Annotated in this window: 24 protein-coding genes and 1 tRNA gene; 14 read left to right on the top strand and 11 right to left on the bottom strand. The window is 69.6% G+C overall.

Translation table 11 applies throughout. The features are described 5' to 3' along the window. Positions 1-65: 65 nt before the first annotated feature. From NL114_RS03600 to NL114_RS03580, 6 genes are all read right to left on the bottom strand, one after another. Positions 66-1,415, bottom strand: coding sequence for an APC family permease (locus NL114_RS03600; RefSeq protein WP_254823432.1), 1,350 nt, complete (start codon positions 1,413-1,415; stop codon positions 66-68). A gap of 27 nt (positions 1,416-1,442) precedes the next feature. Then, entirely contained in the window at positions 1,443-2,621 is a 1,179-nt protein-coding gene (locus tag NL114_RS03595) for an alkyl sulfatase dimerization domain-containing protein (protein ID WP_254823431.1), read from the bottom strand. Positions 2,622-2,784: 163 nt separating this feature from the next. Beyond that, a complete protein-coding gene (locus tag NL114_RS03590) occupies positions 2,785-3,468 on the bottom strand; it encodes a helix-turn-helix domain-containing protein (RefSeq protein WP_254823430.1) in 684 nt (227 codons plus the stop codon). Positions 3,469-3,544: 76 nt separating this feature from the next. Continuing rightward, on the bottom strand, positions 3,545-5,152 hold the full coding sequence (locus tag NL114_RS03585; protein WP_254823429.1) for a sulfatase: 1,608 nt from the start codon (positions 5,150-5,152) through the stop codon (positions 3,545-3,547). Further along, positions 5,145-5,435, bottom strand: a complete 291-nt coding sequence (locus tag NL114_RS21725; protein WP_350355396.1) for a DUF1450 domain-containing protein — start codon at positions 5,433-5,435, stop codon at positions 5,145-5,147. The genes NL114_RS03585 and NL114_RS21725 overlap by 8 nt, the downstream gene beginning before the upstream one ends. 289 nt (positions 5,436-5,724) lie before the next feature. Beyond that, positions 5,725-6,201: a bifunctional nuclease family protein gene (locus NL114_RS03580; RefSeq protein WP_254823428.1), complete on the bottom strand. Its 477-nt coding sequence runs from the start codon at positions 6,199-6,201 to the stop codon at positions 5,725-5,727. Between the two features lie 61 nt (positions 6,202-6,262). Here NL114_RS03580 and NL114_RS03575 point away from each other — a divergent pair, with 61 nt between their 5' ends. Then, complete coding sequence (locus NL114_RS03575; protein WP_254823427.1) at positions 6,263-6,541, top strand: DUF8081 domain-containing protein; 279 nt, start codon at positions 6,263-6,265, stop codon at positions 6,539-6,541. A 186-nt stretch (positions 6,542-6,727) separates the two neighbouring features. Then, the gene (locus tag NL114_RS03570) at positions 6,728-7,063 is read left to right on the top strand and encodes a hypothetical protein (RefSeq protein WP_254823426.1); all 336 of its coding nucleotides are present in this window, start codon (positions 6,728-6,730) and stop codon (positions 7,061-7,063) included. A gap of 24 nt (positions 7,064-7,087) precedes the next feature. Here the strand turns inward: NL114_RS03570 and NL114_RS03565 are convergent, their stop codons facing one another. Next, on the bottom strand, positions 7,088-7,621 hold the full coding sequence (locus tag NL114_RS03565) for a hypothetical protein (RefSeq protein ID WP_254823425.1): 534 nt from the start codon (positions 7,619-7,621) through the stop codon (positions 7,088-7,090). A gap of 125 nt (positions 7,622-7,746) precedes the next feature. On the opposite strand from NL114_RS03565, the gene NL114_RS03560 reads away from it, so the two are divergent. The 3 genes from NL114_RS03560 (at position 7,747) to NL114_RS03550 (ending at position 9,291) form a co-directional block, all read left to right on the top strand. After that, positions 7,747-8,541 carry an enoyl-CoA hydratase/isomerase family protein gene (locus tag NL114_RS03560; protein WP_254823424.1) on the top strand — a complete coding sequence of 265 codons (795 nt, stop codon included), beginning with the start codon at positions 7,747-7,749 and terminating at the stop codon, positions 8,539-8,541. 95 nt (positions 8,542-8,636) lie between these two features. Beyond that, complete coding sequence (locus NL114_RS03555) at positions 8,637-8,969, top strand: DUF6684 family protein (RefSeq protein ID WP_254823423.1); 333 nt, start codon at positions 8,637-8,639, stop codon at positions 8,967-8,969. 61 nt (positions 8,970-9,030) lie between these two features. Continuing rightward, positions 9,031-9,291 carry a DUF8142 family protein gene (locus NL114_RS03550; protein WP_254823422.1) on the top strand — a complete coding sequence of 87 codons (261 nt, stop codon included), beginning with the start codon at positions 9,031-9,033 and terminating at the stop codon, positions 9,289-9,291. Between the two features lie 33 nt (positions 9,292-9,324). On the opposite strand, the gene NL114_RS03545 is transcribed toward NL114_RS03550, so the two are convergent. Both NL114_RS03545 and NL114_RS03540 read right to left on the bottom strand, forming a co-directional pair. Then, entirely contained in the window at positions 9,325-9,615 is a 291-nt protein-coding gene (locus NL114_RS03545) for a hypothetical protein (protein WP_254823421.1), read from the bottom strand. A 141-nt stretch (positions 9,616-9,756) separates the two neighbouring features. Beyond that, positions 9,757-9,841, bottom strand: a tRNA-Ser gene (locus NL114_RS03540). A 179-nt stretch (positions 9,842-10,020) separates the two neighbouring features. On the opposite strand from NL114_RS03540, the gene NL114_RS03535 reads away from it, so the two are divergent. From NL114_RS03535 to NL114_RS03495, 9 genes are all read left to right on the top strand, one after another. Next, the gene (locus NL114_RS03535) at positions 10,021-10,578 is read left to right on the top strand and encodes a DNA-binding transcriptional response regulator (RefSeq protein ID WP_254823420.1); all 558 of its coding nucleotides are present in this window, start codon (positions 10,021-10,023) and stop codon (positions 10,576-10,578) included. A gap of 65 nt (positions 10,579-10,643) precedes the next feature. Beyond that, entirely contained in the window at positions 10,644-11,318 is a 675-nt protein-coding gene (locus NL114_RS03530) for a DUF7504 family protein (RefSeq protein WP_254823419.1), read from the top strand. Positions 11,319-11,402: 84 nt separating this feature from the next. Further along, a complete protein-coding gene (locus tag NL114_RS03525) occupies positions 11,403-12,071 on the top strand; it encodes an HAD family hydrolase (RefSeq protein WP_254823418.1) in 669 nt (222 codons plus the stop codon). After that, positions 12,068-13,018: a CobD/CbiB family cobalamin biosynthesis protein gene (locus NL114_RS03520; protein WP_254823417.1), complete on the top strand. Its 951-nt coding sequence runs from the start codon at positions 12,068-12,070 to the stop codon at positions 13,016-13,018. The genes NL114_RS03525 and NL114_RS03520 overlap by 4 nt, the downstream gene beginning before the upstream one ends. Next, positions 13,018-13,839, top strand: coding sequence for an adenosylcobinamide-GDP ribazoletransferase (locus NL114_RS03515; protein WP_254823416.1), 822 nt, complete (start codon positions 13,018-13,020; stop codon positions 13,837-13,839). Before NL114_RS03520 ends, NL114_RS03515 begins: the two co-directional genes overlap by 1 nt. A gap of 32 nt (positions 13,840-13,871) precedes the next feature. Next, entirely contained in the window at positions 13,872-14,555 is a 684-nt protein-coding gene (locus NL114_RS03510) for an NTP transferase domain-containing protein (protein ID WP_254824671.1), read from the top strand. Continuing rightward, positions 14,552-15,571: an aminotransferase class I/II-fold pyridoxal phosphate-dependent enzyme gene (locus NL114_RS03505; RefSeq protein ID WP_254823415.1), complete on the top strand. Its 1,020-nt coding sequence runs from the start codon at positions 14,552-14,554 to the stop codon at positions 15,569-15,571. Before NL114_RS03510 ends, NL114_RS03505 begins: the two co-directional genes overlap by 4 nt. Then, positions 15,564-16,325, top strand: a complete 762-nt coding sequence (locus tag NL114_RS03500; RefSeq protein ID WP_254823414.1) for an adenosylcobinamide amidohydrolase — start codon at positions 15,564-15,566, stop codon at positions 16,323-16,325. Before NL114_RS03505 ends, NL114_RS03500 begins: the two co-directional genes overlap by 8 nt. A gap of 57 nt (positions 16,326-16,382) precedes the next feature. Then, positions 16,383-16,898, top strand: a complete 516-nt coding sequence (locus NL114_RS03495) for a glutathione S-transferase N-terminal domain-containing protein (protein ID WP_254823413.1) — start codon at positions 16,383-16,385, stop codon at positions 16,896-16,898. A gap of 286 nt (positions 16,899-17,184) precedes the next feature. On the opposite strand, the gene NL114_RS03490 is transcribed toward NL114_RS03495, so the two are convergent. Together NL114_RS03490 and NL114_RS03485 are read right to left on the bottom strand one after the other, a co-directional pair. After that, a complete protein-coding gene (locus NL114_RS03490; RefSeq protein ID WP_254823412.1) occupies positions 17,185-18,297 on the bottom strand; it encodes a mandelate racemase/muconate lactonizing enzyme family protein in 1,113 nt (370 codons plus the stop codon). Positions 18,298-18,363: 66 nt separating this feature from the next. Further along, positions 18,364-20,346 carry a sensor histidine kinase gene (locus NL114_RS03485; RefSeq protein ID WP_254823411.1) on the bottom strand — a complete coding sequence of 661 codons (1,983 nt, stop codon included), beginning with the start codon at positions 20,344-20,346 and terminating at the stop codon, positions 18,364-18,366. Positions 20,347-20,447: the final 101 nt, after the last annotated feature.

Here is a 20,447-nt window from a genome sequence, read left to right as displayed (position 1 = left end):
AATTCGGCAAGCGGGGTCCCCTCGTCGCACCGGACGTAGCCCCGGAGTACCGCGACTCGAGAGCCTCACTCGTGGGACGCCAGCTGACGAAGGGTAGATCGGAGGTCCGTCCCGCGGCCAGCCAGCTGGCGCACCCGCAGTCGGAATGCAATGTACCCGAGGGCTATGTGGCCGAGGAAGACGCCGAGGAGTTGGGGGAGCTGTGTGGCGACGACGAACACCAACACCAGTGACGTGAGCGCACCAAGAACCGCCACGGTCTTGAGCATCCCCTGGGGGAACGTCACCGGCGCCTCCGCGTAGCGGTCCGGATACACCGCCGGGAGTCGCCATAGTGCGACGGCCTTGAGCGTCCCAGCGGTGAGCACCGCGAGTGCGATCCAGATCGAGAGGATCACTGGCGAGGGGCGAACAGGCGCAACCACCAACGGTGGGATTCCGAGAACCAGTAGTGCCACATGCGGCGTTCCGAACTCTGGGTGGATGTCCGCGAGCCGCCGAGGGAGCAGTTCGTCTCGAGCCGCTCGCATGAGTGATCGCGAGAATCCGGTGTACGTGGTGCTGAGCGATGTGAGTCCGCCGACGACGGGGCCGACCGCCACGGCCACGATTACCGGGTCGGGAAGGAACGTCCGAGCGGCGACGAGTACGGCAGCGTCGACGCCAGCCAGTGACTGCCAATTGACCACGCCAACGAGGACCGCCACCAGCGAGACGAACATCGTCAGCGAGATGGCCGCGCTGTAGCCGAGTACCCGCGGGATGTTCCGTGCGGGCTCGGTGAGCTCTTCACCCAGGGCGGTTATCAGCCCGAAGCCACGGAGCGGGAAGTACAGCGAGACCACTGCGATAGCGAAGGGGGCCACGCCGTTCGGCAGTGCGGGCGTATAGTTCGATGGGGTGATGGAGAACGCTCCAGGAACGATGAACACCAGCATACTCGCGAACAGCACGACAACGAGTGTGAGCTGGACACGGGCCAGGGGTCGAATACCGACGATGTTCAACACCAGGAACGGCACGAGCAGGGCATAGACCAGAGCGAGGTCAGGGACGGATAGGAAGACGCCGACGTACTCCGCGAACCCGTCGCCGATGAACAGGAGGCCAGCCCACACGCCGGGGAGAATCAGCCACGGGATCAGAAATCCGGCGAATGGGTGGACCAATCGACTCGCGTAGACGTAGTTTCCACCGGCGACGGGAATGGCGCTCCCGAGTTGGAAGCTGATCAGGATCCCGAACCCGAGCGGAATGGCCGCCACCAGAATACCGATCGCGACGAGTGGCCCGGCGTCGGCGGCGAGCGGTCCCGGTAGCGTGAAGATGCTGATTCCGATGACGTTTCCGACGAGTAGCGCCGTTGCCTCTACCACGCCGATCCGCCCCGAGAGCAGGTCGAAGTCCCTACGCATGATTCCCCCCACAGGTACACGTCGGAATCATCTGAACGGTCGCCCCTCGCTTGCGTACGCGGCCGCCGCCGCATAGAGGTTCCCCGACATGAGGTTGCGTTCCTCGCTGGCGCGATGTCTGTAGATCTCCGCAACAGCTGCTTGTACAGATTCGTTCCCCGGCGCCGCTTCGAGGGCGAAATCGGCTAGATGACAGGACAGTCGCACGTCCTCGTCGGCAAGCGCGAGCGCTCTGTCGGCCAGCACGTCGGCGCCGCCCGCCAGCGAGGCAAGTTCCGACGCGAGACGCTCGCGCGGTGCGGGTTTGAGTTCCGATGGACGTCCCGACCACCAGCCGCCGTAGCGCCGGATCACGTTCCGCGCGATGAACTCGCTCTCGTCGTACGTTTCTGCGAGCCACGGGGCGTCGCAGTCGGGCGCATCGACCTCGTGGATGATGTCGACATGCGGTGGCGAGCCGTCGTTCAACGCGTCGATGGTCTGCTCGACGATCGATTCGAGATACTCGGCCGAACTCCCCAACCGGTTCTGGATCTCGTCGGGTGCGTCAACGACGGGCTCGCCATGCCCTGGACAGAGGTGGTGCGGGGCCAGCGCCGCCATCTCACGGAGCGTTTCGGCCCACTCCTCCGGGTAGCGCTGAACCTTCTGTGGGTTGCCCGGATTCGGTGCGACATTGATGTGGAAGTCACCCGTACAGAGGACATCCTTCTCGGGGCAGTAGACCCACGAGTGGTCATCCGTCTCGCCCCTCGAATGGCGGACCTCGAAGGTGAGCCCTCCGATATCGAGGGTCAGTTCGTCACGGTAGCAGATCGTGGGCGGATACTCGGGCCACCGAAACTGGCTCTCGCCATCACCAGCTGATTGTTCGGCCGCAGTGCCACCGAACTGACGGGCGTTTATCGCCTCGTTGTGGCCGGAAGTCCGCTCGTAGCGGTCGAACCGAGCCGGCATGTTCTCGTGAGCGATGACCCTCGGGTCCGACTGGTCTTCGAGCAGGAACGCCTCCAATCCGAATGCATGGTCGAGGTGTCCGTGCGTGTAGACGACGGTGTCGACGGGCTGGTCAGTTTCCGTACGGATCGTCTCGGCGAGGGCCGGGGCGTTATCCTCGAGACCGGTGTCGACGAGGACGAGGCCCTCCTCGGTCTCGAAGGCGGTCACACCGCTGAACTCAGCGTAGTAGTAGACGCCGTCGGTCACCTCGACGGGACCATCGAGATGGTCGACGAACATGTCGATCTCGAATGGGCTGATGCCGGAGTGTGGCATAGGACTGGGTGTGAGGGTCTGTGACTAACGCCCGTTCCTCCGCATGCAAAGACATTCATATCCGGGCAGATGTTCTGGCGGAGACGGGACGGAATCAGGAAGGGTTGCCGGACGTAGCTCCGAACTGGGCAGTCATTATCTCGCCGATGATGTTGTTCTCGATACGGCGGAGGATGTCACCGACGTTCGACGGCGTGCAATCCAGCTCGCTGGCGATATCCTGATGTGTAACCTGACGCGGGTCCTGGTAGTATCCGAGTTCGTGGGCCGTCCGAAGCACCTCACGCTGGCGCTCGCTCAGGTTCGTGAACAGCTGCTCTGCACCGGGATGGTAGTCACCGACGCGCTTGACTGATACCGTGAGATCGTCAGGGGGCGAGGAGAACGCCTTCCTGATGTCTTCCTCCTCGCCGACGAGCGTGATCTCGAGGGTTCCGTCGTCTCGGATAGTCACCGGCCCTTCGATGAGGAGCCCGTACTCTCCCGGTGCCCGGAGGAGCTGCTCGGCAGTCGGCGTCGGCTCGAAGTGGATATACGCGAACACGGACTCCGTTCCCTGGACCACCTGATAGCTGGTGGCGATATCGGTCTCGTCGAGGACATCCCGGACAGTTCCAGCATCCCCGACAAGTTCGTACAGGTAGATCGCCTGCCCATCGTCGAGTAACCGCTGGGAGTGGACCGCGACCCGGGCCACGTCATCGGCACTGGCGAAGGCCCTGCCGAGCGATTGCAGCCCCCCATCGGGATGCCGGAACGTGAACGTAGCAAATCGCATGATACCCGATTATCTCCGAGGCCCATCAACGCTCGGGGAGACAAGCAATCGGGCATGAGTGATTCGTCCGGGCATCTCACCGATCGATTCCGTACTGCTCGAAGACCTCCTCGGGAGCCTCCATGGTCTCGAGCGCGTCCTGCAGTAGTTCCTCCATCTCCGTCTTCACCGACGGTGATTCGGTCACGATGTTGTCGGACTGGCGCGGGTCAGCGTCGGTATCGTACAGTCTGGGCTGCCGAACCAGGGATGCCGAGGGGTACTGCTGTCGCCAGACCGGGACGTCGGTGTACGGGAGGAACGGCCCCGACTCCGCACCCTCGTAGCCGCTTGTCGGAGTGAACGGACTCTGTGCTCTCATCTGCATCGTCGAGTAGTTGTACAACGGGACATCCTCCTGTATGGGTGCCATGTAGGTGTGTGTTCCATCGGTGACGTTGATATCCGAGTGCCACCAGCCGTAGAGCGCCCAGTCCCGGTGTTCCGTGGCTTCTCCCTGGATGGTCGGGAGCAGGCTCTCGCTGTGTGTCCCGGTGTCGCTCTCGGCACCCAGAAGGTCGAGAACCGTCGCGTGCAGGTCGACGGCCGAGGTCAGTGCCTCGACAGTCGAGCCCGACTCGGGGCTATCCGGGTGCCAGACGAACAGCGGCGTCTTCGCGACGAGGTCGAAGTCCGGACTCATCTTCCCGATCCAGCCGTGTTCGCCGAGGAGGAACCCGTGATCGGACGTGATGACGACGGCCGTCTCGTCCCAGAGGTCCTGCTCGTCGAGCGCATCGAAGACACGGCCAAGCCAGGTGTCGACCATGGTCACCTTCCCGGCGAACTGCGAGCGGATGAACGACAGCTCGCGGTCAGTGAGCGCCGCTTGCCCTCTGTCCGTCCGGCCATAGTATGGCCAGACGGGTAGCTCCGGGTCACGCGGGTCCTCGTCCGTATACATCGAGGCGTACGGCTCCGGGCAGTGGAACGGCTCATGGACGTCGAACTCGTCGATCCGAAGTAACCACTGGTCCCATCCGCTGGTGGTCCGGAGCCAGTCGGCCGCCCTGGAGAACACCTTCGCGGCGAAGAAATCCGTCTCGTCCTCGTCATCGAACTCTGCGACGTTGCGGACGTATTTCCAGCGCGGCCGATAGTGTTCCAGATCGTAGGGGTCGAGAACGTGATTGGGGTTCGCTGCGGCATCCGTCACCTCCGCAGTCGTTTCAGCCTGCTCCCCGCCGAAATCGTAGCCGACCTGTTGCAAGAGCCCCTCGTCGGCCTCGTACGGCTGTGTCTTCCAGAGGTCGTCCTCGTGTCCACGGACGAACTCGAACCCGTGGTAGTCCTCGTAGTATCCGCTTGAGCCGTGCTGGAAGAGATGGAAGTGGTCCGTGAGTAGCTTCGTTAGCACGCCAGCGTTGCGGGCCTTCTCGGCGAGTGTCGTGTCGTACGCCTCGATCGGTCCCCAGCCCCGCCAGAGGAACTCCTGAATCCCAGTATCCCACTCCCGGCGGGCCGGCATACACGGGAGGCTCCCGGCGTAGTGGTTGTCGAACGTGATGGCCTTCTCGGCGAACTGATCGAGGTTGGGAGTCTCAACTCCCATCTCGGTGACCCAGTCGAACGGGGACTCGTAGGCCCCGAGCATGTCCCGCCGGAGGCTATCGATCGAGATGAAGAGGACGTTCAGGTCACGCATCGTGGGTCACCCCGGACTCCAGCGTTTCGAGAAGCGTTGAGTGGTCGGCTCCGGTGATTGCCTCACCATCGACGACGAAGAACGGTTCCTTGTAGCAGCGTCCACACCGTTGGAGACAGTACCGAACGTCGACCGACTTGTCACTGGCCTCGATTGCCCGGCGGCTCTCGGAGTCCAGATTATCGATACAACACTCTACGGCTGGGCTGGCTCCCTCGACATCTGGTACAGCCTCGCAAGGGGTCGTGTTCCCATCCGAGGGGTCCGTCCAGTCTGACGACATGTGGACGAGTCCGAGGCGGGGCTGCTAACAACGATTCCTTCGTATAGCCAGGAGTTTATATGATATTCAGGCCGGGGCCTGCATGAACCAAAGACTCTGCTTCTTTCGAGGCTACCATTCGTTTGCCACGAGGATTTCGAGGCCCGATCATGCGTCTCATCGTGACCAGCACGGTTTCGTGCTGCCTAACCGTGCTCTTGCTGACTGAGCGCTATCTATTCAGTGCGGCTGCAGAAACCTATCACCGGGTGAGGATTCCAACAGACCCAGAACGGCCAACGCCGTCCGCTCACTCCTCGCTGCGGTCCCGTTCGGGCCCCTGTCCGGGCTCCTGCCGGATGTCGAACTGGTCCGGCGAGCGCCCCGCCCGGTCGAGCACGTCCTCGTCGACGAGTATCGGGCAGTCGACCCGGAGCGCGACGGCGATGGCGTCGGAGGGCCGGGCGTCGAAGGTGGCCGTCCGGCGCTCGCCGTTCGTGTACTGCTCGGCGTCGAGCTTCGCGAGGAAGGTCCCCTCGGCGAGCCCGTCGATGCGGACGCGGTCGACGGCGCCGCCGAACTCCGCGACCATGTCGACGAACAGGTCGTGCGTGAGCGGTCGTTTGAACGGCTCGCCTCGAAGTGCGTGGCCGATGGACTGTGCCTGGTCCGCGCTGATGAATATCGGAACGACCCGCCCGTCGGCGGCGAGCAACACCACCGGCGTCTCCGGACCGTCCTCGCCGATGCCGACGCCGAGTCCCCTGACCGTGGCCTCGTGTGCCATCCCTACACATGCTTCCGCGAGGGTCGTGAAAGCTTTTGCCACACCCCGTGTAGCCACGAGTGTGAGCTACGTCGTCGCGGTGAAGCGTTCGGCCCGGCAGGCCAGCGTCACGGCCGGCGAGTGGGTCCGTGACCGGGGGGCCCGCCGTGACTTCGACTCGAAGCAGGCCGCCCGGGAGTGGGCCAGCGACCTCGGCGAGGAGCGGACGGTGTGGGTCCAGGACGCCCACCCGCAGGACGACACGGTGGACGGCTATCTGGTCGCGCGGCGGGTCGCGTTCTGGGTCTCGCGTGACGAGGACCCGCCCGGCGAGCAGGTCACGCTCGCCGACGGTGGCTGAGCCGCCGTCCGTTCACGCGTATATATCCGGCGGCCACGATGTCCTGGTATCGGCGGCTCGTGCTCCGTTCAGATGCTTCAGATCTGCCGTTTTCACGTTCAACAGGCCACGAAAGGGCCGAACGGTCTGAACGAGTTCATCCCCTCAAGTAGGCCCGGTGCCCAGATGGGGGTGGAGGCAACGAACATGAATCTGCGACACATCATCGCGGCCCTGCTGGCGCTGCTCGTACTGGGCGCCGGCGCGGCCGCCGCGACCCCGGGCCAGGCACCCGACGACGTACCGGCCGACGACCAGGACGGCGACACGGGCCCGAGCGTGGACGTGAACGTGGGCCCGCCGGGTGGCCTGCCGGATGTGGTTCCGGACTTCGTGGGTGACATCCACGACGGAATCGGCGGCTTCCTGGACGGCTCCATCGAGTCGCTCGGCGAGGCCGTCTCCGGCGTGACGCCCGGCGGTGACGAGAAGCCGAGTCCCGCCGAGCGTGGCGGGAGCGGCGACAGCAGTGCCGGCACCTAATCCCCTGACGCTCCGGTTCGCGGCTCAGTTCGCTTCTGCGGTTCCGTCCGTTCCAGTAGCCTCGGCGCCCCCGTCCTCGGCTTCGGCCTCGTCGGAGTCGGCGTCGACATCCGTGTCGTCCCCGTTCTCCCGCGCGGCGCCCGCGACGCGCCCGACGCGCCGGCCGAAGCCCAGCACCCGGTCCAGGCCGAGCGCCTCGCCGACCGCCTCGGCGGTCTGCTCGGGCGCGTCGACGAGGACGTGGCCGAGTGGCTCGTACCGAGGGTTGTACCGGTCGATGTGGAGCTCCCAGCGGTCCGGGTACTCGACGACGTGGACGCTGTCGCGGCGGCGGCCGTCGCGGTAGCTGGCAAGGGCGTCCTCGCGGACGGCGGCGAGGCGGGTCCGCGTGAACTCGTCGGGCACCTCGTCGACGACGGTCTTCGAGACCGTCAGGCGCCGGAGCCGCGACCCGCGGAGCCAGTCGGCGTACTCGTCGAGCGAGTCGTTGACCGGCACTGCCGGCGGGTCACGCCGTCCGAGGCTCGGGAGCGGGAGCGGGAACGGTGGCCGCAGCATGGCGCGGGGTACGGACCGACGACGTATGCCCGGTGCGGTCGCGGCAGCACCTCTCACGGTCGGGCACACCGTCGCCCACTGCCGGCCGCCCACGGTTTCAAGTCCACGCCGCTGCACCCCGGGGTATGGCTGTCACTGCCGACGACCTGGAACTGGTCCGCATCGAGACCGAGGGGCACCGTGCCGACGTGGTCATCGACCGGCCGGACAAGCGCAACGCCATGAATCCGCAGGTCATCGCGGAACTCACCGAGGCGTTCGAGCGCGTCTCCGGCGCCGACGGAGTTCGGGCCGTGACGCTGCTCGGCGAGGGCTCCGTCTTCTGTGCCGGGATGGACCTGAACATGATGCGCAACCGCGTCGAGGACGACAGCGAGGTGACCGAGACGGCGTTCCCGGACCTGCTGGACGCCGTCGATGCCTGCGAGCAGCCGGTCGTCGCGGGTATCAAGCGCGCCGGGCCCGCCGGCGCGTTCGAGTTGACGCTCCCCTGCGACCTGCGCGTCCTCGGCGAGGAGGCCAAATACGGCGTCATCGAGGTTCGGCTGGGGACGTTCCCACACGGCGGCGCCACGCAACGGCTGCCCCGGCTCGTGGGCCTCTCGAAGGCCAAGGAGATCGTCCTCACCGGCGAGTTCATCGACCCCGAGGAGGCCCACGACATCGGCCTCGTCCACGAGGTCTGCCCGGACGAGGCGGTCGACGCGCAGGCCCGCGCGCTCGCGGACGACCTCTGCGAGAACGCACCGCTCGGGCTGCGGAACGCGAAGCAGGCGCTGAACGCCGCCCTGGAGACGCCGCTCGACGAGGGACTGGCACTGGAGCGGGCGCTGGGCCGGGAGCTGGACGACACGGCCGACTATCGGGAGGGGTTCGACGCGCGACTGGAGGGGCGCGAACCCGAGTTCCAGGGGGAGTGACGCGGGCGAGAAGCGGCGGCCACACGGGGTGCGGAGACGGTCACCCTCGCCGGGGACGCAGGACCCATGCCGCCGGCAGCCCGACGTGCGGGCGGATGCCGACCGACGACCCGAGCGAGGAGCGGGCGTGGTACGACGTGAGCCACCGTGAGGTGTTCGACGGGCGGACGCTGTCGGACCTGTTCGTGAACCTCGTTCCGGTGGCCATCATCGCGGCGTTCGTGGGGCTGTTCAGCCTCCTGCCGCTGTACGGGTCCGGGAGCGAGCCGTTGCTGGCATTCCACGCCGCCATCGTTCTCGGGGTCGCGCTGGTGAGCTACGTCGCCGCGCGCGCCATCGCCGGCGACGAGCGGCGACTCGAACTCCAGGGCGGGGTGCCCGACCGCGGCGGCGTCGAGGGTGAGGACGTGGCGAGCGACGACGAGTGAGTCACGGCCACCCACGACCGGAGACGGACGGTTTTTGCCGCTCCGCCCCTCACGGACAGCTATGGACGCCGGCAAGTTCGAGGTGGGCCGGAAGACCGCCGCGCTCTACATCCTTCCCTTCCTCGCGCTGGGGGTCGCGGACGTGCTCTTGCTGCTGTTCTGGGGGCTGGACCCGCTCTGGGGGTTCATGATCCTCCCGCCTATCCTCGCTATCAGCATCCTCGGCTGGCTCGCCATCCGCGGCGGGTTCGCCCGCGACCGGGTCGAGGACGAGCCGGCCTCGGGAACGCGGCCGGCCGACGAGCGCGACCCCGGCTACTGACGGGCGCAGGAAGGGCAGCAGGGGTGTCGGGGCTCAGTTCGTCGCGCCGACATCGCCGAACCCTTCCAGTCGGTAGGGCCGCGAGTCGGTGCAGTCGTCCAGCTCACCACAGATGTCGCCGACCGCCCAGTTCCACTTGCGGTCGAACTCGTCGTAGGGAGCCTCGTGGATGCGGTCGATGAACGCCTGTGCGTCGAACCCGGCGTCCTCGTAGTCGGTGACGAGCGTGTCGGCCTTCGCGGCGATCTCGCCGGCCACCTCGTCCGGGCAGTCGAACTCGGTCTCGAGGCGGTGTGCCAGCGTCTCGATGAGGTCGTCCGTCATGGACGGGCGTTCCCGACGGGGACCCAATCCGATTGCGATAGCGGCGGTGCTCGCCGTTGTCGGTGACGCTCCGTCGTGGCGATGTCGGGGATACAGCTCCGCGATAGGGGTGATATCGATCCGGCCGCCGAGACAAGTGAGCGCCGAGGGGGAGATTTGAACTCCCGAGTCCGTGAGGACAGTTGCTCTCGAAGCAACCGCCTTGGCCAGGCTAGGCTACCTCGGCTCACTCACCGGTCCGGCGGTTTCGATGTTAGGGGTTTCGATTCGCGGGGGCGGGCGGCCAGGGCCGCGTGCGGCCCGGCGCTTGTGACCGGGGCTGGCCCCAACTGGTGTCGTGTCGCAAGCGGTTGCCGGATAGTGATTGACACAAGGATTAAACGAGCCATGCCGGTAGTGGAACGTATGTCGGAGTCGGCGTGCGGCGCGGCGTTGGTGGTTGGCGGTTCCGAGAGAGAGCGGGAACGCTGGCGGACGGCGCTCGTCGACCTCGTCAGTACCGAGGCTGTCGCCGACGGAGCGGAGGCACTCACGTGCATCGACGAGGGGGTCGAGGTGCTCGTCGTTCACCGCGACCTGCCCGACCGCGAGGCGTCGGAGCTGATCGCGACGGTCCGCGACCGGGGGTTCAGCGTCCGTGCCGTGCTGCTGTCTCCCGAGCGCCCCGAGGGGGACGTGGTCGCGCAGGGGTTCGACGCGTGGCTCCAGACGCCCGTCGAGGCGGACCTGCTGGTCCGGACGGTGGAGGGGCTCCTCGCATGTCGACGCTACGACCGTGCTATCGCCGACCTCTACGAACTCGCGAGCGAGCACGCCGGACGGGAGGCGGACACGCTGACGGTGCGTGAGCGGATCCACGAGGCACGGAGCGAGGCCGATGCCGCGCTCGCGGCGGTCGAGACCATCGACCGCGAGGCGCTGCTGGCCAACAGTCCTGCCGCGTTCTCCGAAGGGGGCCAGTAGGTCGTCCGGCCTTCCTACCGGTGGGGCGAACGCTTTTGTTCAACCTTGACGAAGGGATGACAATAATGACATCTGGGAGCCGAACGAAGCGGGCCGGAGCATTCGCGGATGCCCTCGGCCGACTACAGCGGGACGGCGGCGCCCTGCTGGTGGTCGGGGCGACGCCCGGGAACACCCACGAGCGGGCGTGCAGCCGGATGCTCGGGAGCAGTGACCAGCCGCGGGTGGTCTGTCGGACCGACGGGAGCTGTTCGGCCGGCGTGACCGGCGCGGGGCCGAACGACCGACTCATCGACCTCGCCGTTGACGCACGCAGTGCGACCGCCAGCGTCGGAACCGGCCACGACGGCGCGGTCCCCGGGGCCGCCGCGGGTGAGGGAGCCACGCGGACCGTGGTGGAGACACCCGCCGAGTTCGGGGCACGGGCTGCCGAGGCCGTCGCGGAACTGACGAGCGAGGCCGACGACCCGCGGGTCTGCGTGGACTCGCTCCTCCCGCTCATCGAGGAACTCGGCGAGGAGCGCGCCTTCGAGTGGTACCACGCCATCGCGGCCGACGTGCGCGCGGCTGGCGGCGTCTGCCACGCACACCTCCCTGTCGACCGCGACGACGACCTCGTCACCCGTTTCGAGGCGCTGGCCGACGCGACCGTCGTGCTCCGGCTGGCCGACAACGAGCCACAGCAGCGCTGGTTCGTCCACGGGTCGGTCACCTCCGACTGGCTCTCGCTACAGGAGTAGTCGCCGCGCCCGCCTCCCGCTCGCTCCGTTCTCCGGCCGCCATCCGTGGGTCGGATTCAAGTTCCATCGGGTCCCTCTCCCGCCGTGGCAGTTTCGTTCGACCTGTTCGGGACGCTCGTCCGCGTGGACCGCACCGGTGACCCCGGCCGAGCCATCGCCGACGAACTCGCGTCCCGGGGTGTGCAGGTTCCCGACGACTGGGACCGGGCCTTCCGTGAGCACCACATCGACGCCCCCGAGGGTGCCGAGGTGCCGCTTCCGGCGCACGTGGCCGCGGCCCTCCGGAGCCGCGGCGTCGAGACGTCTGGCAACGTCCCCCGGCGGGCCGTCGTCGCCGCCTTCGACCCCGACGTGGAGCGCCGCGAGGGCGCCGAGGCGGCCATCGCGGCCGCCCGGGAGAAGGGTCCTGTCGGCGTCATGTCCAACACGAGCGTCCCGGAACTCGCCCGGCGGGCGCTCATCCGCGCGGACCTCGCGGACGCCTTCGACGCCGTCGTGACCAGCGCCGGCTGTGGCTGGCGCAAGCCCGATACCCGGGCGTTCGAGGCCGTCGCCAACCGCCTCGGCGTCGAGCCGGCCGCCCTCGTCCACGTCGGCGACGACCCGGAAGCCGACGGCGGTATCGAGGGCGCGGGCGGCCGGTTCGTCGACGTGACCGAAACGCCGCTCGCCTCGTTCCCCGCGTGGCTCGAAGCGGACGAGGAGGGCCGGCGACCCTCCGGGGACGATGCCGACGGGGTGACCGGGCCGTGAGCCGGCGGGCGGCATGGACGGTCCTGATTGCGGCGCTGCTGGACCGGCTCGTCGCGGAGCCGCCGGACCCCCACCCCGTGGCACTGTTCGGCCGGCTGGTCGCGCCGCTCGACCGCGCGTGGTCGCACCCGCGAGCGGCCGGGGCAGCCATCGCCGGCCTGCTCCCCGCCATCGCCGCCGCGACGGTCGGTGGGCTGGTCGCGCTCGCCGAGCGCCGAGGTCGCGGGCTGGGCGTCCTCGCGGCCGCAGTCGCGCTGTTCACCGCGACGAGCCACCGGTTGCTCGTCGAGACGGCCGGCGACGTGGTGGCGACGAGCGAGCGCGATCTCGACGCGGCCCGGGACGCGTTACTCGCGCTCGCCGGGCGCGACGCGAGCGACCTCTCGGCGGGCGCGGTGCGGAGCGCGGCGGTCGAGTCCGCCGCCGAGAACCTCGCTGACGGGCTGGTCGCGCCGCTCGCGGGCTTCTGTCTCGGGGCGCTCGTCTCGCTCCCGGCGGCCGCCGCGGGTGCCGCGTGGGTGAAGGCCGTCAACACGCTGGACTCGATGCTGGGCTACCCGGAGAAGGCCCACGGCACCGCGAGCGCGCGGCTGGACGACGCCGTCGCGTGGCTGCCCGCCCGCGCGAGCGCCGGCCTGCTGGCGCTCGCGGCCGGCGACCCGAGCGCCCCCGTTCGGGCCCGCTCGTGGCTCGACGATGTCCCCTCGCCCAACTCGGGCTGGCCGATGGGGACGCTCGCGGCCGCGCTCGGGACACGACTCGAGAAGCCCGGCGTGTACGCGTTGCCGGGCGGCGAAAGGTTCCCCGACGGCGCGGTCGCCCGGCGTGGCGTCCGACTCGTCGCGCGTGCCGGGTGGCTGGCGTGGGCCGGGGCGGCGGGGCTGGCGTGGCTCGCCCGTCGGGCCGAGGACCCCGATGCGACGACGGACGCGGGGGGCGGTTCCTGATGCCGCCGACCCGCGTGCGGCTCCGGCGGGCGGTCCGCGGGGCGCTGGGGTTCCTGACCCGGCTCCCGGTGTCCCACGAGGGTCGCGCGTGGGTCGCGTTCCAGGGGACGCCGCTGGCCTTCCCGGTCGCGGGCTACGTCGTCGGCCTCATCGCGGCCGTGCCGCTGGCCGCGTTCTCGGCCGTCGGCGCGCCGGCGCCGGTCGCCGCGGCCGCGACGCTCGCGACGCTGTATCTGGTCACGGGCATCAACCACCTCGACGGGCTGGCCGACTGCGGCGACGCAGCCGCCGTCCACACCGTCGAGCGCCGGCGCGAGGTGCTGAAGGACACGACGACCGGCGTCGGCGCGCTCGCGGCCGTCGGCATCGGGCTGGCGGGGACGACGCTGGGCCTGCTGGCAGTCGCGCAGCTCGGTCGGGGGCCGCTGTTCGGGCCGCTCGTGGTGAACGGGAGCCCCGCGCCCCCGCTCCGGGCCGCCGGGCTCGTCGTCGCGGCCGAGGTGGGGGCGAAACTGGGGATGGCCGCCGTCGCGTGCTACGGCGAGGCCATCACCGACGGCTTCGGCGCCGCGTTCACCGGCCGTGCGACGCCCGGGTTGCTCGTGGGTCCCGTGGCGGTGTCGGTCCCCGCTACCCTCCTGACGGGCGTCTCGGCCGCCGCCCCCGTGGCCCTGCTCGCCGCGTTCACGACGGCGCTCGTGGTACTGCGCTGGGCCCGGTCGCGACTCGGCGGGGTCAACGGCGACGTGTTCGGCGCAGCGAACGAGCTGGGCCGACTGGTCGCGCTCAACGCCGGGGCCGTGGCGTGGGTGATGGCGTGAGTCGAGATATCTCCGCGATGAACGCGATACTCATGTGCGGCGGTCGCGGCACGCGCCTCGACAGCCCCCAGGAGAAACCGCTCCACGAGGTCGCCGGCCGGCCGATGGTCGACCGGGTCCGTGGCGCACTCCGGCGTGCCGACCGCGTCGAGGCGGTCCACGTCGTCACCGCCCCGAACGCGCCCCGGACCGCACGCCACGTCGCCGAGACTGCCGCTTCCCACGAGACCGTCATCGAGGCGCCGGGCGAGGGGTACGTCGCCGACCTCGGCCGGGCGCTCCGCGACGAGCGGGTCACGATCCCCATCCTCACCGTCGTCGCCGACCTCCCGCTGCTCGCGGCTGATGCCGTCGACACGGTCTGTGACCACTACGCCGCCCTCGCCCCGGAGCCGACCGCCGCCCCGTCGCTCACGGTCTGTGTTCCGACCGCGCTGAAGGAGGCGCTCGGGGTCTCCGCGGACACCACCCGCGCGCACGGCGGCCGCGAGCTGGCGCCGACCGGCGTGAACGTGGTCGGCAGGGTCGCCGGCGACGGCGGAGGCCCCCCGACCGACGACGCGCCGACCGACGACGCCTCCGGCGCGAACGGAACCGACACCTCCCCGGAGCACGACGAGCGGCTGTACGTGACATACGACGCCCGGCTGGCGGTGAACGTCAACCGACTGGCGGACGCGACGGTCGCAGCGCGTCTCGCGGAGGCCGAACGATGAACCCCGACGGCGTCGACCGAGCCGAGCGCGTCCCGCACGGCTCCAGCGACGACCCCTCCATCCTCGATTTCAGCGCCAACATCAACCCGCGGACCCCGCCCGGAACGCGCGCGGTGTACGAGGATGCTCTCGACGCGGCGCGCTCGTACCCGCCGCGTGGCTACCCCGACTACCGTGCCGCCGCCGCCGACTACGCCGACTGTGCGCCCGACCGGGTCGTCCCGACCGCCGGCGGCCTGCAGGCCATCCGACTCACGGTGGCCACGCACGTCGAACCCGGCGACAGCGTGCTCGTTCCCGCGCCGAGCTTCGGCGAGTACGCCCGCGAGGTCCGACTCCAGGGCGGCGAGCCCGAGTTCGTGCCGCACGACGAACTCGTCGACGCCGACCCCGCTCCGCACGCGCTCGTCATCGTCTGCGTCCCGAACAACCCGACCGGCGACGCCCCTGCGCCCGACGCGCTCCGGGTGTTCGCCGACCGGTGTCGAGCTGCCGATACGCTCCTGCTCGCAGACGAAGCGTTCCTCGGATTCACCGAGCGCGACTCCCTCGCGGGGCGGGAGGGCGTCGTCGCGGCGCGCTCGCTCACGAAGCTGTTCGGCCTGCCCGGCCTCCGCGCGGGCTTCGCGGTCGCTCGCGGCCGGGCGCTCGACCGCCTGCGGACGGCCGTGCCCGCGTGGGCGCTCGGGACGCCCGCGTCCGCCGTGGGCGCGCACGCGATGCGCGCGGACGAGTTCGTCAGGGAGACACGCGAGCGAGTGGCCAGCGAGCGCGAGCGGATGCGCGAGCGCCTCGGCGGGCGGTTCGATGTCCACGACTCCGAGGCGCCGTTCCTGCTGTGTCACCTCCGGGACGACGACCCCGCCGGGAGCGTCGACGCGCTCGTCGCCCGCCTCGACCGCGAGGACATCGCCGTCCGCGATGCGACTACCTTCCGCGGACTGGACCGTCACGTCCGCGTCGCCGTGCGACTGCCCGACGAGAACGACCGACTGCTGGAGGCGCTCGATGTCTGAGGGGGACGACCCACCGGCCGACGCGGGGGCCGCGGTGACCGCGACCGTCCGCGAGGGGGTCTGCCGGGTCGCCGCACCGACCGCGTGGCGCTGGCTCGTCACGGGTATCCGTGGCGGTATCCGGCGCGCGCCCGCGGCCTACAACGTCACCGTCCCGGAGGGGTTCGACCGGACCGACCTCGACGCCTACACCCGCGAGCGCCGCCGCGAGGCCGGCTTCGACACTGACGGCCCGGCGCTCCTGACCGGCGTCGCGATGCGCCACGCCCGGGTCGCCGTTCGGGGCCCGGTCACCGTCCTCGCGACCGGGGGGCTGTCCAACCCCGCCACGCTCCCGCTGGGGGGCGCGGTGCCGCCGACCGCGTCGGGGGGCGACGACCGCCCGCCCGTCGGCACCGTCAACCTCGTCGTCGCCACGGACCGCGCGCTGGCCGCGGGGACGTGCGCCGAACTGCTCGCGACGGCCGTCGAGGCGAAGACCGCGACGCTGCTCGACGCGACCGGCTTCACCGGCACGAGCTCGGACGCCGTCGCCGTCGGCTGCGACCCGTCGGGCGCCCCGGCCGAGTTCGCCGGGAGCGCCACCGGCGTCGGCGCGGCCACCCGTGCCTGCGTCCGGGACGCCCTGCTCGCGAGCCTCGACGCGCGCTACGACGGCCGCGGGAACGAACTCCCCGATACCGTGGCGGCGGCCGAGCACGGCGTCGTCACGGACGGCTCGGCCCGGGTGTTCGCGCCCGACGGGGCCGAGTGACCGCGCCGCGTGCCGACGCGCCGGGCTTCAAGTCGTCGGCCCGCAACCTCCGTCGTGATGACGACACCGCTCCAGCGACTCGGTGGGCCCGAGCGGGTCCGCGACGGCACGACCTGGCTGCTGGCGTTCATCGGCGCGTTCGCGACGGTCACCGGCCTCACCGGCCGCCTCGACACCCTCACCAGCGGGAGCCTCCTCCCGGTCGGCGCGGTCGCGCTGGCCGTGCTGGTGGGCATGGTCGGCCTGACGGTCCAGCGCGAACTCGGCCTCGACGCCGACGAGGGCGGTCGCCCCGACACGGCCGGCTCGCTGCTCCTGTACCAGGCGGAGGACTGCCCCCACTGTGCGAAGGTCCGGCGATTCTGTACCCGGAACGGCATCAGCTACACCTGCCACAACCCCCGGACCGCTGGCACCCCGTTCTCCGGCGGCACCGTCACGAACCGCGACCGCCACGCCGAACTGGAGGGGTACGGCCAGGACCAGGTCCCGCTGCTGGTGGATACGGAGCGCGGGGAGTCGCTGTACGAGAGCGACGATATCGTCGAATACCTCGGCGAATACTACTGTTGAATAGATATAATGGAATCAAGTCACCAATACTCGATATTATCTGTGGATATGGGAAATGGTGAGTTAGCTCGCTCTATCGGCACCCGCTAGCCGTCAGTCAGTGGGCGCGCGCTGGCGGCTGTGCCACAGGCCAGCCGTCGCCCAGCGCGCGAGGGCTGAGCACCGCAGCGAGCGCGCGCAGCGACTCCCGGCCGGTCGAGAGCGTGAGGGCTTCGGAGATGGTCTCGGTTCCGCGGCCGTCACGAGAGTGCCCGAGGACCCCACGAGGGGGCCAGGAACCGGAGTCTCAGTCCTCGGCCTTCGCTTCCTCGACAACCTCCTCGTCCAGTTTGACCCCCAGCCCCGGTTCATCCGGCGCCCGAATCATCCCATCCTCGTGCTCGAAGCCCTCTTCGAGCATGAACGACCACACGTCGGGCGTCCACGGCGGCTCCATCGGGTACTCGCACCAGTCCGACCCGGCCGCGGTCATCGTATGAAGGTTCGCCGCGAACCCGAGCGCGTTCGTCCAGGTGTGGGGGACGAACTTCGCGCCGAACTCCTGGGCCATCGCCGCCACCTCGACGCCTTGCTTGATGCCGGTCGCGAGCGCGGCGTCGGGCTGGAACACGTCCAGCGACTCGTGTTTCGCGAACTCGCGGAAGTGGTGGGTGTCGTTGTTGAACTCCCCGCCCGCGATGGGCACGTCGGTCTTCTCGCGCAGCCGACCGTACGCCCGATAATCGTGGCGGGGGAGCGGCTCCTCCAGCCAGCGGACGTTGCCGACCTCCTCCAGCCCGCGGGCGAACTCCACCGCATCCGACAGCGACCACTTCGTCTCCTCCTCCATCACCCGAACCGCCCAGCCCTTGTTGGCGTCGACCATCAGCGGGAGGTCCGGGAAGTGGTCGCGGATCTGCTTGACCATCTCGATGTGCTCGACCTCCGTCACGCGGAGCTTGACGGCCTCGAACCCCTCGTCGATGCGGTCCTGGATGTAGTCGACGCGCTCGTCGGCGGGCTTGTACTCGCCCGTCGAGGCGTAGCAGGGGATGTCCGTGGCCTCGGCGCCGAGCAGCTCGTAGACGGGCTTGCCGGCGTCCTTGCCGATGATATCCCACAGCGCCATCTCGAGGTGCCACGGGCGCGGCCCGACCAGATTCACGGTCTCGAGTTTCTGCAGGATACCATCGACGTTGTGCGGGTCCTCGCCGGTGAGGAAGAGCCCGAGCTGGTCGCCGTACTCCAGCCCGCCCGCGAACGAGGGACTGGCCGCGTAGCCCGTGATGCCCTCGTCGGTCTGGACCTCGAACAGTTCCAGTTCGTGCGTGCTCTGCGGGTAGCCCGGAATCCACGTCGGGTAGAACATCCCGTCGACGGCGCCGTCGAGGTGGGTCTGCTCGATGCCGGTGATCTGCATGCGCGAGGACGGGATGGGGGGCGCCGAATAACTTGCGCCTGTCTTGCACGGCCCCGTGGACGAGTGTCAGGGCTCCGCCAGCCACGTCTCGCCCTCGCGGTCGAACCGACCGACGCCAGTCACCTCGAACCGGGCACCGCCGGATTCGCTCTCGACGACGCGCACGTCCCAGCCGTGCGCGTCGGCCACCGTCTCGACGATGGCCAGTCCGAAGCCGCTGCCAGCCTCCCGGGTAGTGAAGCCGTAGTCGAAGACGCGCTCGCGGTCCTCGTCCGGGATGCCGGGGCCGTCGTCGGCGACGTAGAACCCGTCCGGCGTCCGGCTGACGGTGACGGTGATGGACTCGCCACCGCCGGCCTGCTGGACGGCGTTGACGAGCAGGTTCTCGAGGAGCTGGACCAGTCGGTCCGTGTCCGCCGGCACGGGGTCGCCCGATTCGACCTGGAGGGTTGCTCCCTTCGTCTCGATGCCGCTCCAGGCGCGTTCGGCGGCCGCCTCCAGCGACACCGGAACGGCGGACTCGACGAGCCGGCCCCGCCGTCCCAGCGACAGCAGGTCCTCGACGAGTCGGCTCATCCGGCCGGTCGCCTCGTCGATGCGGTCGAGATGCTCCGGGTCGGGGTCCTCGCGGACCAGCTCCAGGTAGCCATCGATGACGTTCAGCGGGTTCCGCAGGTCGTGTGCCGCGGCGGCCGCGAACTCCTCCAGCCGCTCGTTCTGCTTCCGGAGCTGCCGGAGGTGTTCCCGCTGCGGTGTCACGTCGGTCAGCAGGAGCACCGTCGCATGGGGGACCGTCGCGGCTCCGGGTGTCAACACCGGTGACGTGGGCCGACCGCCGCCGCCGTCGCCGTCGTCACCGCCGCCGCCGTTGCCGTCCGTATCGGTCGCGGTGCCATCACCGAGCGTCTGGAGGGGGAGCGTCCGAACCCGGTAACAGCGGGTTTCATCCGCCCGGGACAGCTCGATGACCTGCCCGGACCCGGACCGCTCCTCGTGGTCGGCCGTCGCCAGCGGGTCCTCCAGCCAGTTCCCGGAGCCGTTCGTACTGGGGACACCACCACTTCCACCGGCCGCGTCGGAGGCACCCCTCGAACCGTTCGCGGGGGAGAACGCACTGTTCGTGCCGGAGGATGCTCCCGCACGTTCCGTCTCGGTGGCCTCGAGCGCCGCCGTGAGCGCCTCCGGGAGGACCGCCGCTGCCGGCTTCCCGACCGGATTGTCGGGGCCGAGCAGGGCCTCGGCGGCCGCGTTGATGTCGACAACCCGTCCCCCTTCCAGAACGATGACCACGTCGTCGAGTGCCTCCAGCACCGCGTCCCGGGCCACCGGTGTCACGTCGATGAGGCGGGCACGGAACACCGCCAGTGCCAGGAGTGCCCCGGCCAGGGCCAGTCCGACCGGCGTCAGGTCCAGCACCGGGATGGGGGTGCGTCCGGCCAGATAGGCCACGTTGGTCGCCCAGGCCACCGCGACGGCGAGGACGATGAGGACGGCCTGCCGGCGGTAGATACGCCGCTGCCTCGCACCGAAGGTGACCAGCAGGATCGATGCGACGGCGAGAGTGGCGAAACTGTACGCCGTGTGGACCCAGAACCACGGTCCACTGGCGGCGCTGGTCGTCGACAGCGGGCCGACCTGGACGACCCGGAACGAGGTGTAGAACAGCCCGTGGGACCGTGTCGTCGCGAGCAGCGCCAGCGTCACCAGCGGCACCACCAGCAACAGGGCAGTCGTGCCGGGTGTGACGTACTGCTCGCGGTCGGTGTACCGCAGCGCGAACAGCAGCACCGCGACCGGCGTCGTCGTGATGCCGACGAACGCGAGGACCGTCAGGCCGAAGGCCGCCCACTCGGGGGCGAACAGGCGGACGAAGTACGCCCCGGCCCAGACCGTGATCCCGGCCATCGTCGCCGCGAACGCCCGGGCCGTCGCCGAATCCGGTCGGCTCCGGGTCGCGTACCACGCCAGCCCTGCCGGGATGGCGGTCGCGAGGGCGTACCCGACCACGATAGCGGCGAGAACCGGCTCGACCCCCGACTGCGAAGACATCTGCGTCGGACGGTGGTTTCGTGTCGTCGGGTTTAGGTGTGGTGGCTACCCCGATGGACCACGACGGCCCGAGGGACTCGACGATTGGCGTCTCGGGAACA

Source organism: Haloglomus halophilum, from assembly GCF_024298885.1.
GTDB classification, from domain to species: Archaea; Halobacteriota; Halobacteria; order Halobacteriales; family Haloarculaceae; genus Haloglomus; species Haloglomus halophilum.
The sequence above is the reverse complement of the archived record's forward strand: the minus strand, read 5'-3'. Positions and strand labels throughout refer to the sequence as shown.

What these genes read in the sequence shown, in the direction of transcription:
- NL114_RS03600 (WP_254823432.1), bottom strand. Translation starts at nt 1,415, where the DNA reads ATGCGTAGGGACTTCGACCTGCTCTCGGGGCGGATCGGCGTGGTAGAG.
- NL114_RS03590 (WP_254823430.1), bottom strand. Translation starts at nt 3,468, where the DNA reads ATGCGATTTGCTACGTTCACGTTCCGGCATCCCGATGGGGGGCTGCAA.
- NL114_RS03585 (WP_254823429.1), bottom strand. Translation starts at nt 5,152, where the DNA reads ATGCGTGACCTGAACGTCCTCTTCATCTCGATCGATAGCCTCCGGCGG.
- NL114_RS21725 (WP_350355396.1), bottom strand. Translation starts at nt 5,435, where the DNA reads ATGTCGTCAGACTGGACGGACCCCTCGGATGGGAACACGACCCCTTGC.
- NL114_RS03580 (WP_254823428.1), bottom strand. Translation starts at nt 6,201, where the DNA reads ATGGCACACGAGGCCACGGTCAGGGGACTCGGCGTCGGCATCGGCGAG.
- NL114_RS03570 (WP_254823426.1), top strand. Translation starts at nt 6,728, where the DNA reads ATGAATCTGCGACACATCATCGCGGCCCTGCTGGCGCTGCTCGTACTG.
- NL114_RS03565 (WP_254823425.1), bottom strand. Translation starts at nt 7,621, where the DNA reads ATGCTGCGGCCACCGTTCCCGCTCCCGCTCCCGAGCCTCGGACGGCGT.
- NL114_RS03560 (WP_254823424.1), top strand. Translation starts at nt 7,747, where the DNA reads ATGGCTGTCACTGCCGACGACCTGGAACTGGTCCGCATCGAGACCGAG.
- NL114_RS03555 (WP_254823423.1), top strand. Translation starts at nt 8,637, where the DNA reads ATGCCGACCGACGACCCGAGCGAGGAGCGGGCGTGGTACGACGTGAGC.
- NL114_RS03550 (WP_254823422.1), top strand. Translation starts at nt 9,031, where the DNA reads ATGGACGCCGGCAAGTTCGAGGTGGGCCGGAAGACCGCCGCGCTCTAC.
- NL114_RS03545 (WP_254823421.1), bottom strand. Translation starts at nt 9,615, where the DNA reads ATGACGGACGACCTCATCGAGACGCTGGCACACCGCCTCGAGACCGAG.
- NL114_RS03535 (WP_254823420.1), top strand. Translation starts at nt 10,021, where the DNA reads ATGTCGGAGTCGGCGTGCGGCGCGGCGTTGGTGGTTGGCGGTTCCGAG.
- NL114_RS03530 (WP_254823419.1), top strand. Translation starts at nt 10,644, where the DNA reads ATGACATCTGGGAGCCGAACGAAGCGGGCCGGAGCATTCGCGGATGCC.
- NL114_RS03515 (WP_254823416.1), top strand. Translation starts at nt 13,018, where the DNA reads ATGCCGCCGACCCGCGTGCGGCTCCGGCGGGCGGTCCGCGGGGCGCTG.
- NL114_RS03510 (WP_254824671.1), top strand. Translation starts at nt 13,872, where the DNA reads ATGTGCGGCGGTCGCGGCACGCGCCTCGACAGCCCCCAGGAGAAACCG.
- NL114_RS03505 (WP_254823415.1), top strand. Translation starts at nt 14,552, where the DNA reads ATGAACCCCGACGGCGTCGACCGAGCCGAGCGCGTCCCGCACGGCTCC.
- NL114_RS03500 (WP_254823414.1), top strand. Translation starts at nt 15,564, where the DNA reads ATGTCTGAGGGGGACGACCCACCGGCCGACGCGGGGGCCGCGGTGACC.
- NL114_RS03495 (WP_254823413.1), top strand. Translation starts at nt 16,383, where the DNA reads ATGACGACACCGCTCCAGCGACTCGGTGGGCCCGAGCGGGTCCGCGAC.
- NL114_RS03490 (WP_254823412.1), bottom strand. Translation starts at nt 18,297, where the DNA reads ATGCAGATCACCGGCATCGAGCAGACCCACCTCGACGGCGCCGTCGAC.
- NL114_RS03485 (WP_254823411.1), bottom strand. Translation starts at nt 20,346, where the DNA reads ATGTCTTCGCAGTCGGGGGTCGAGCCGGTTCTCGCCGCTATCGTGGTC.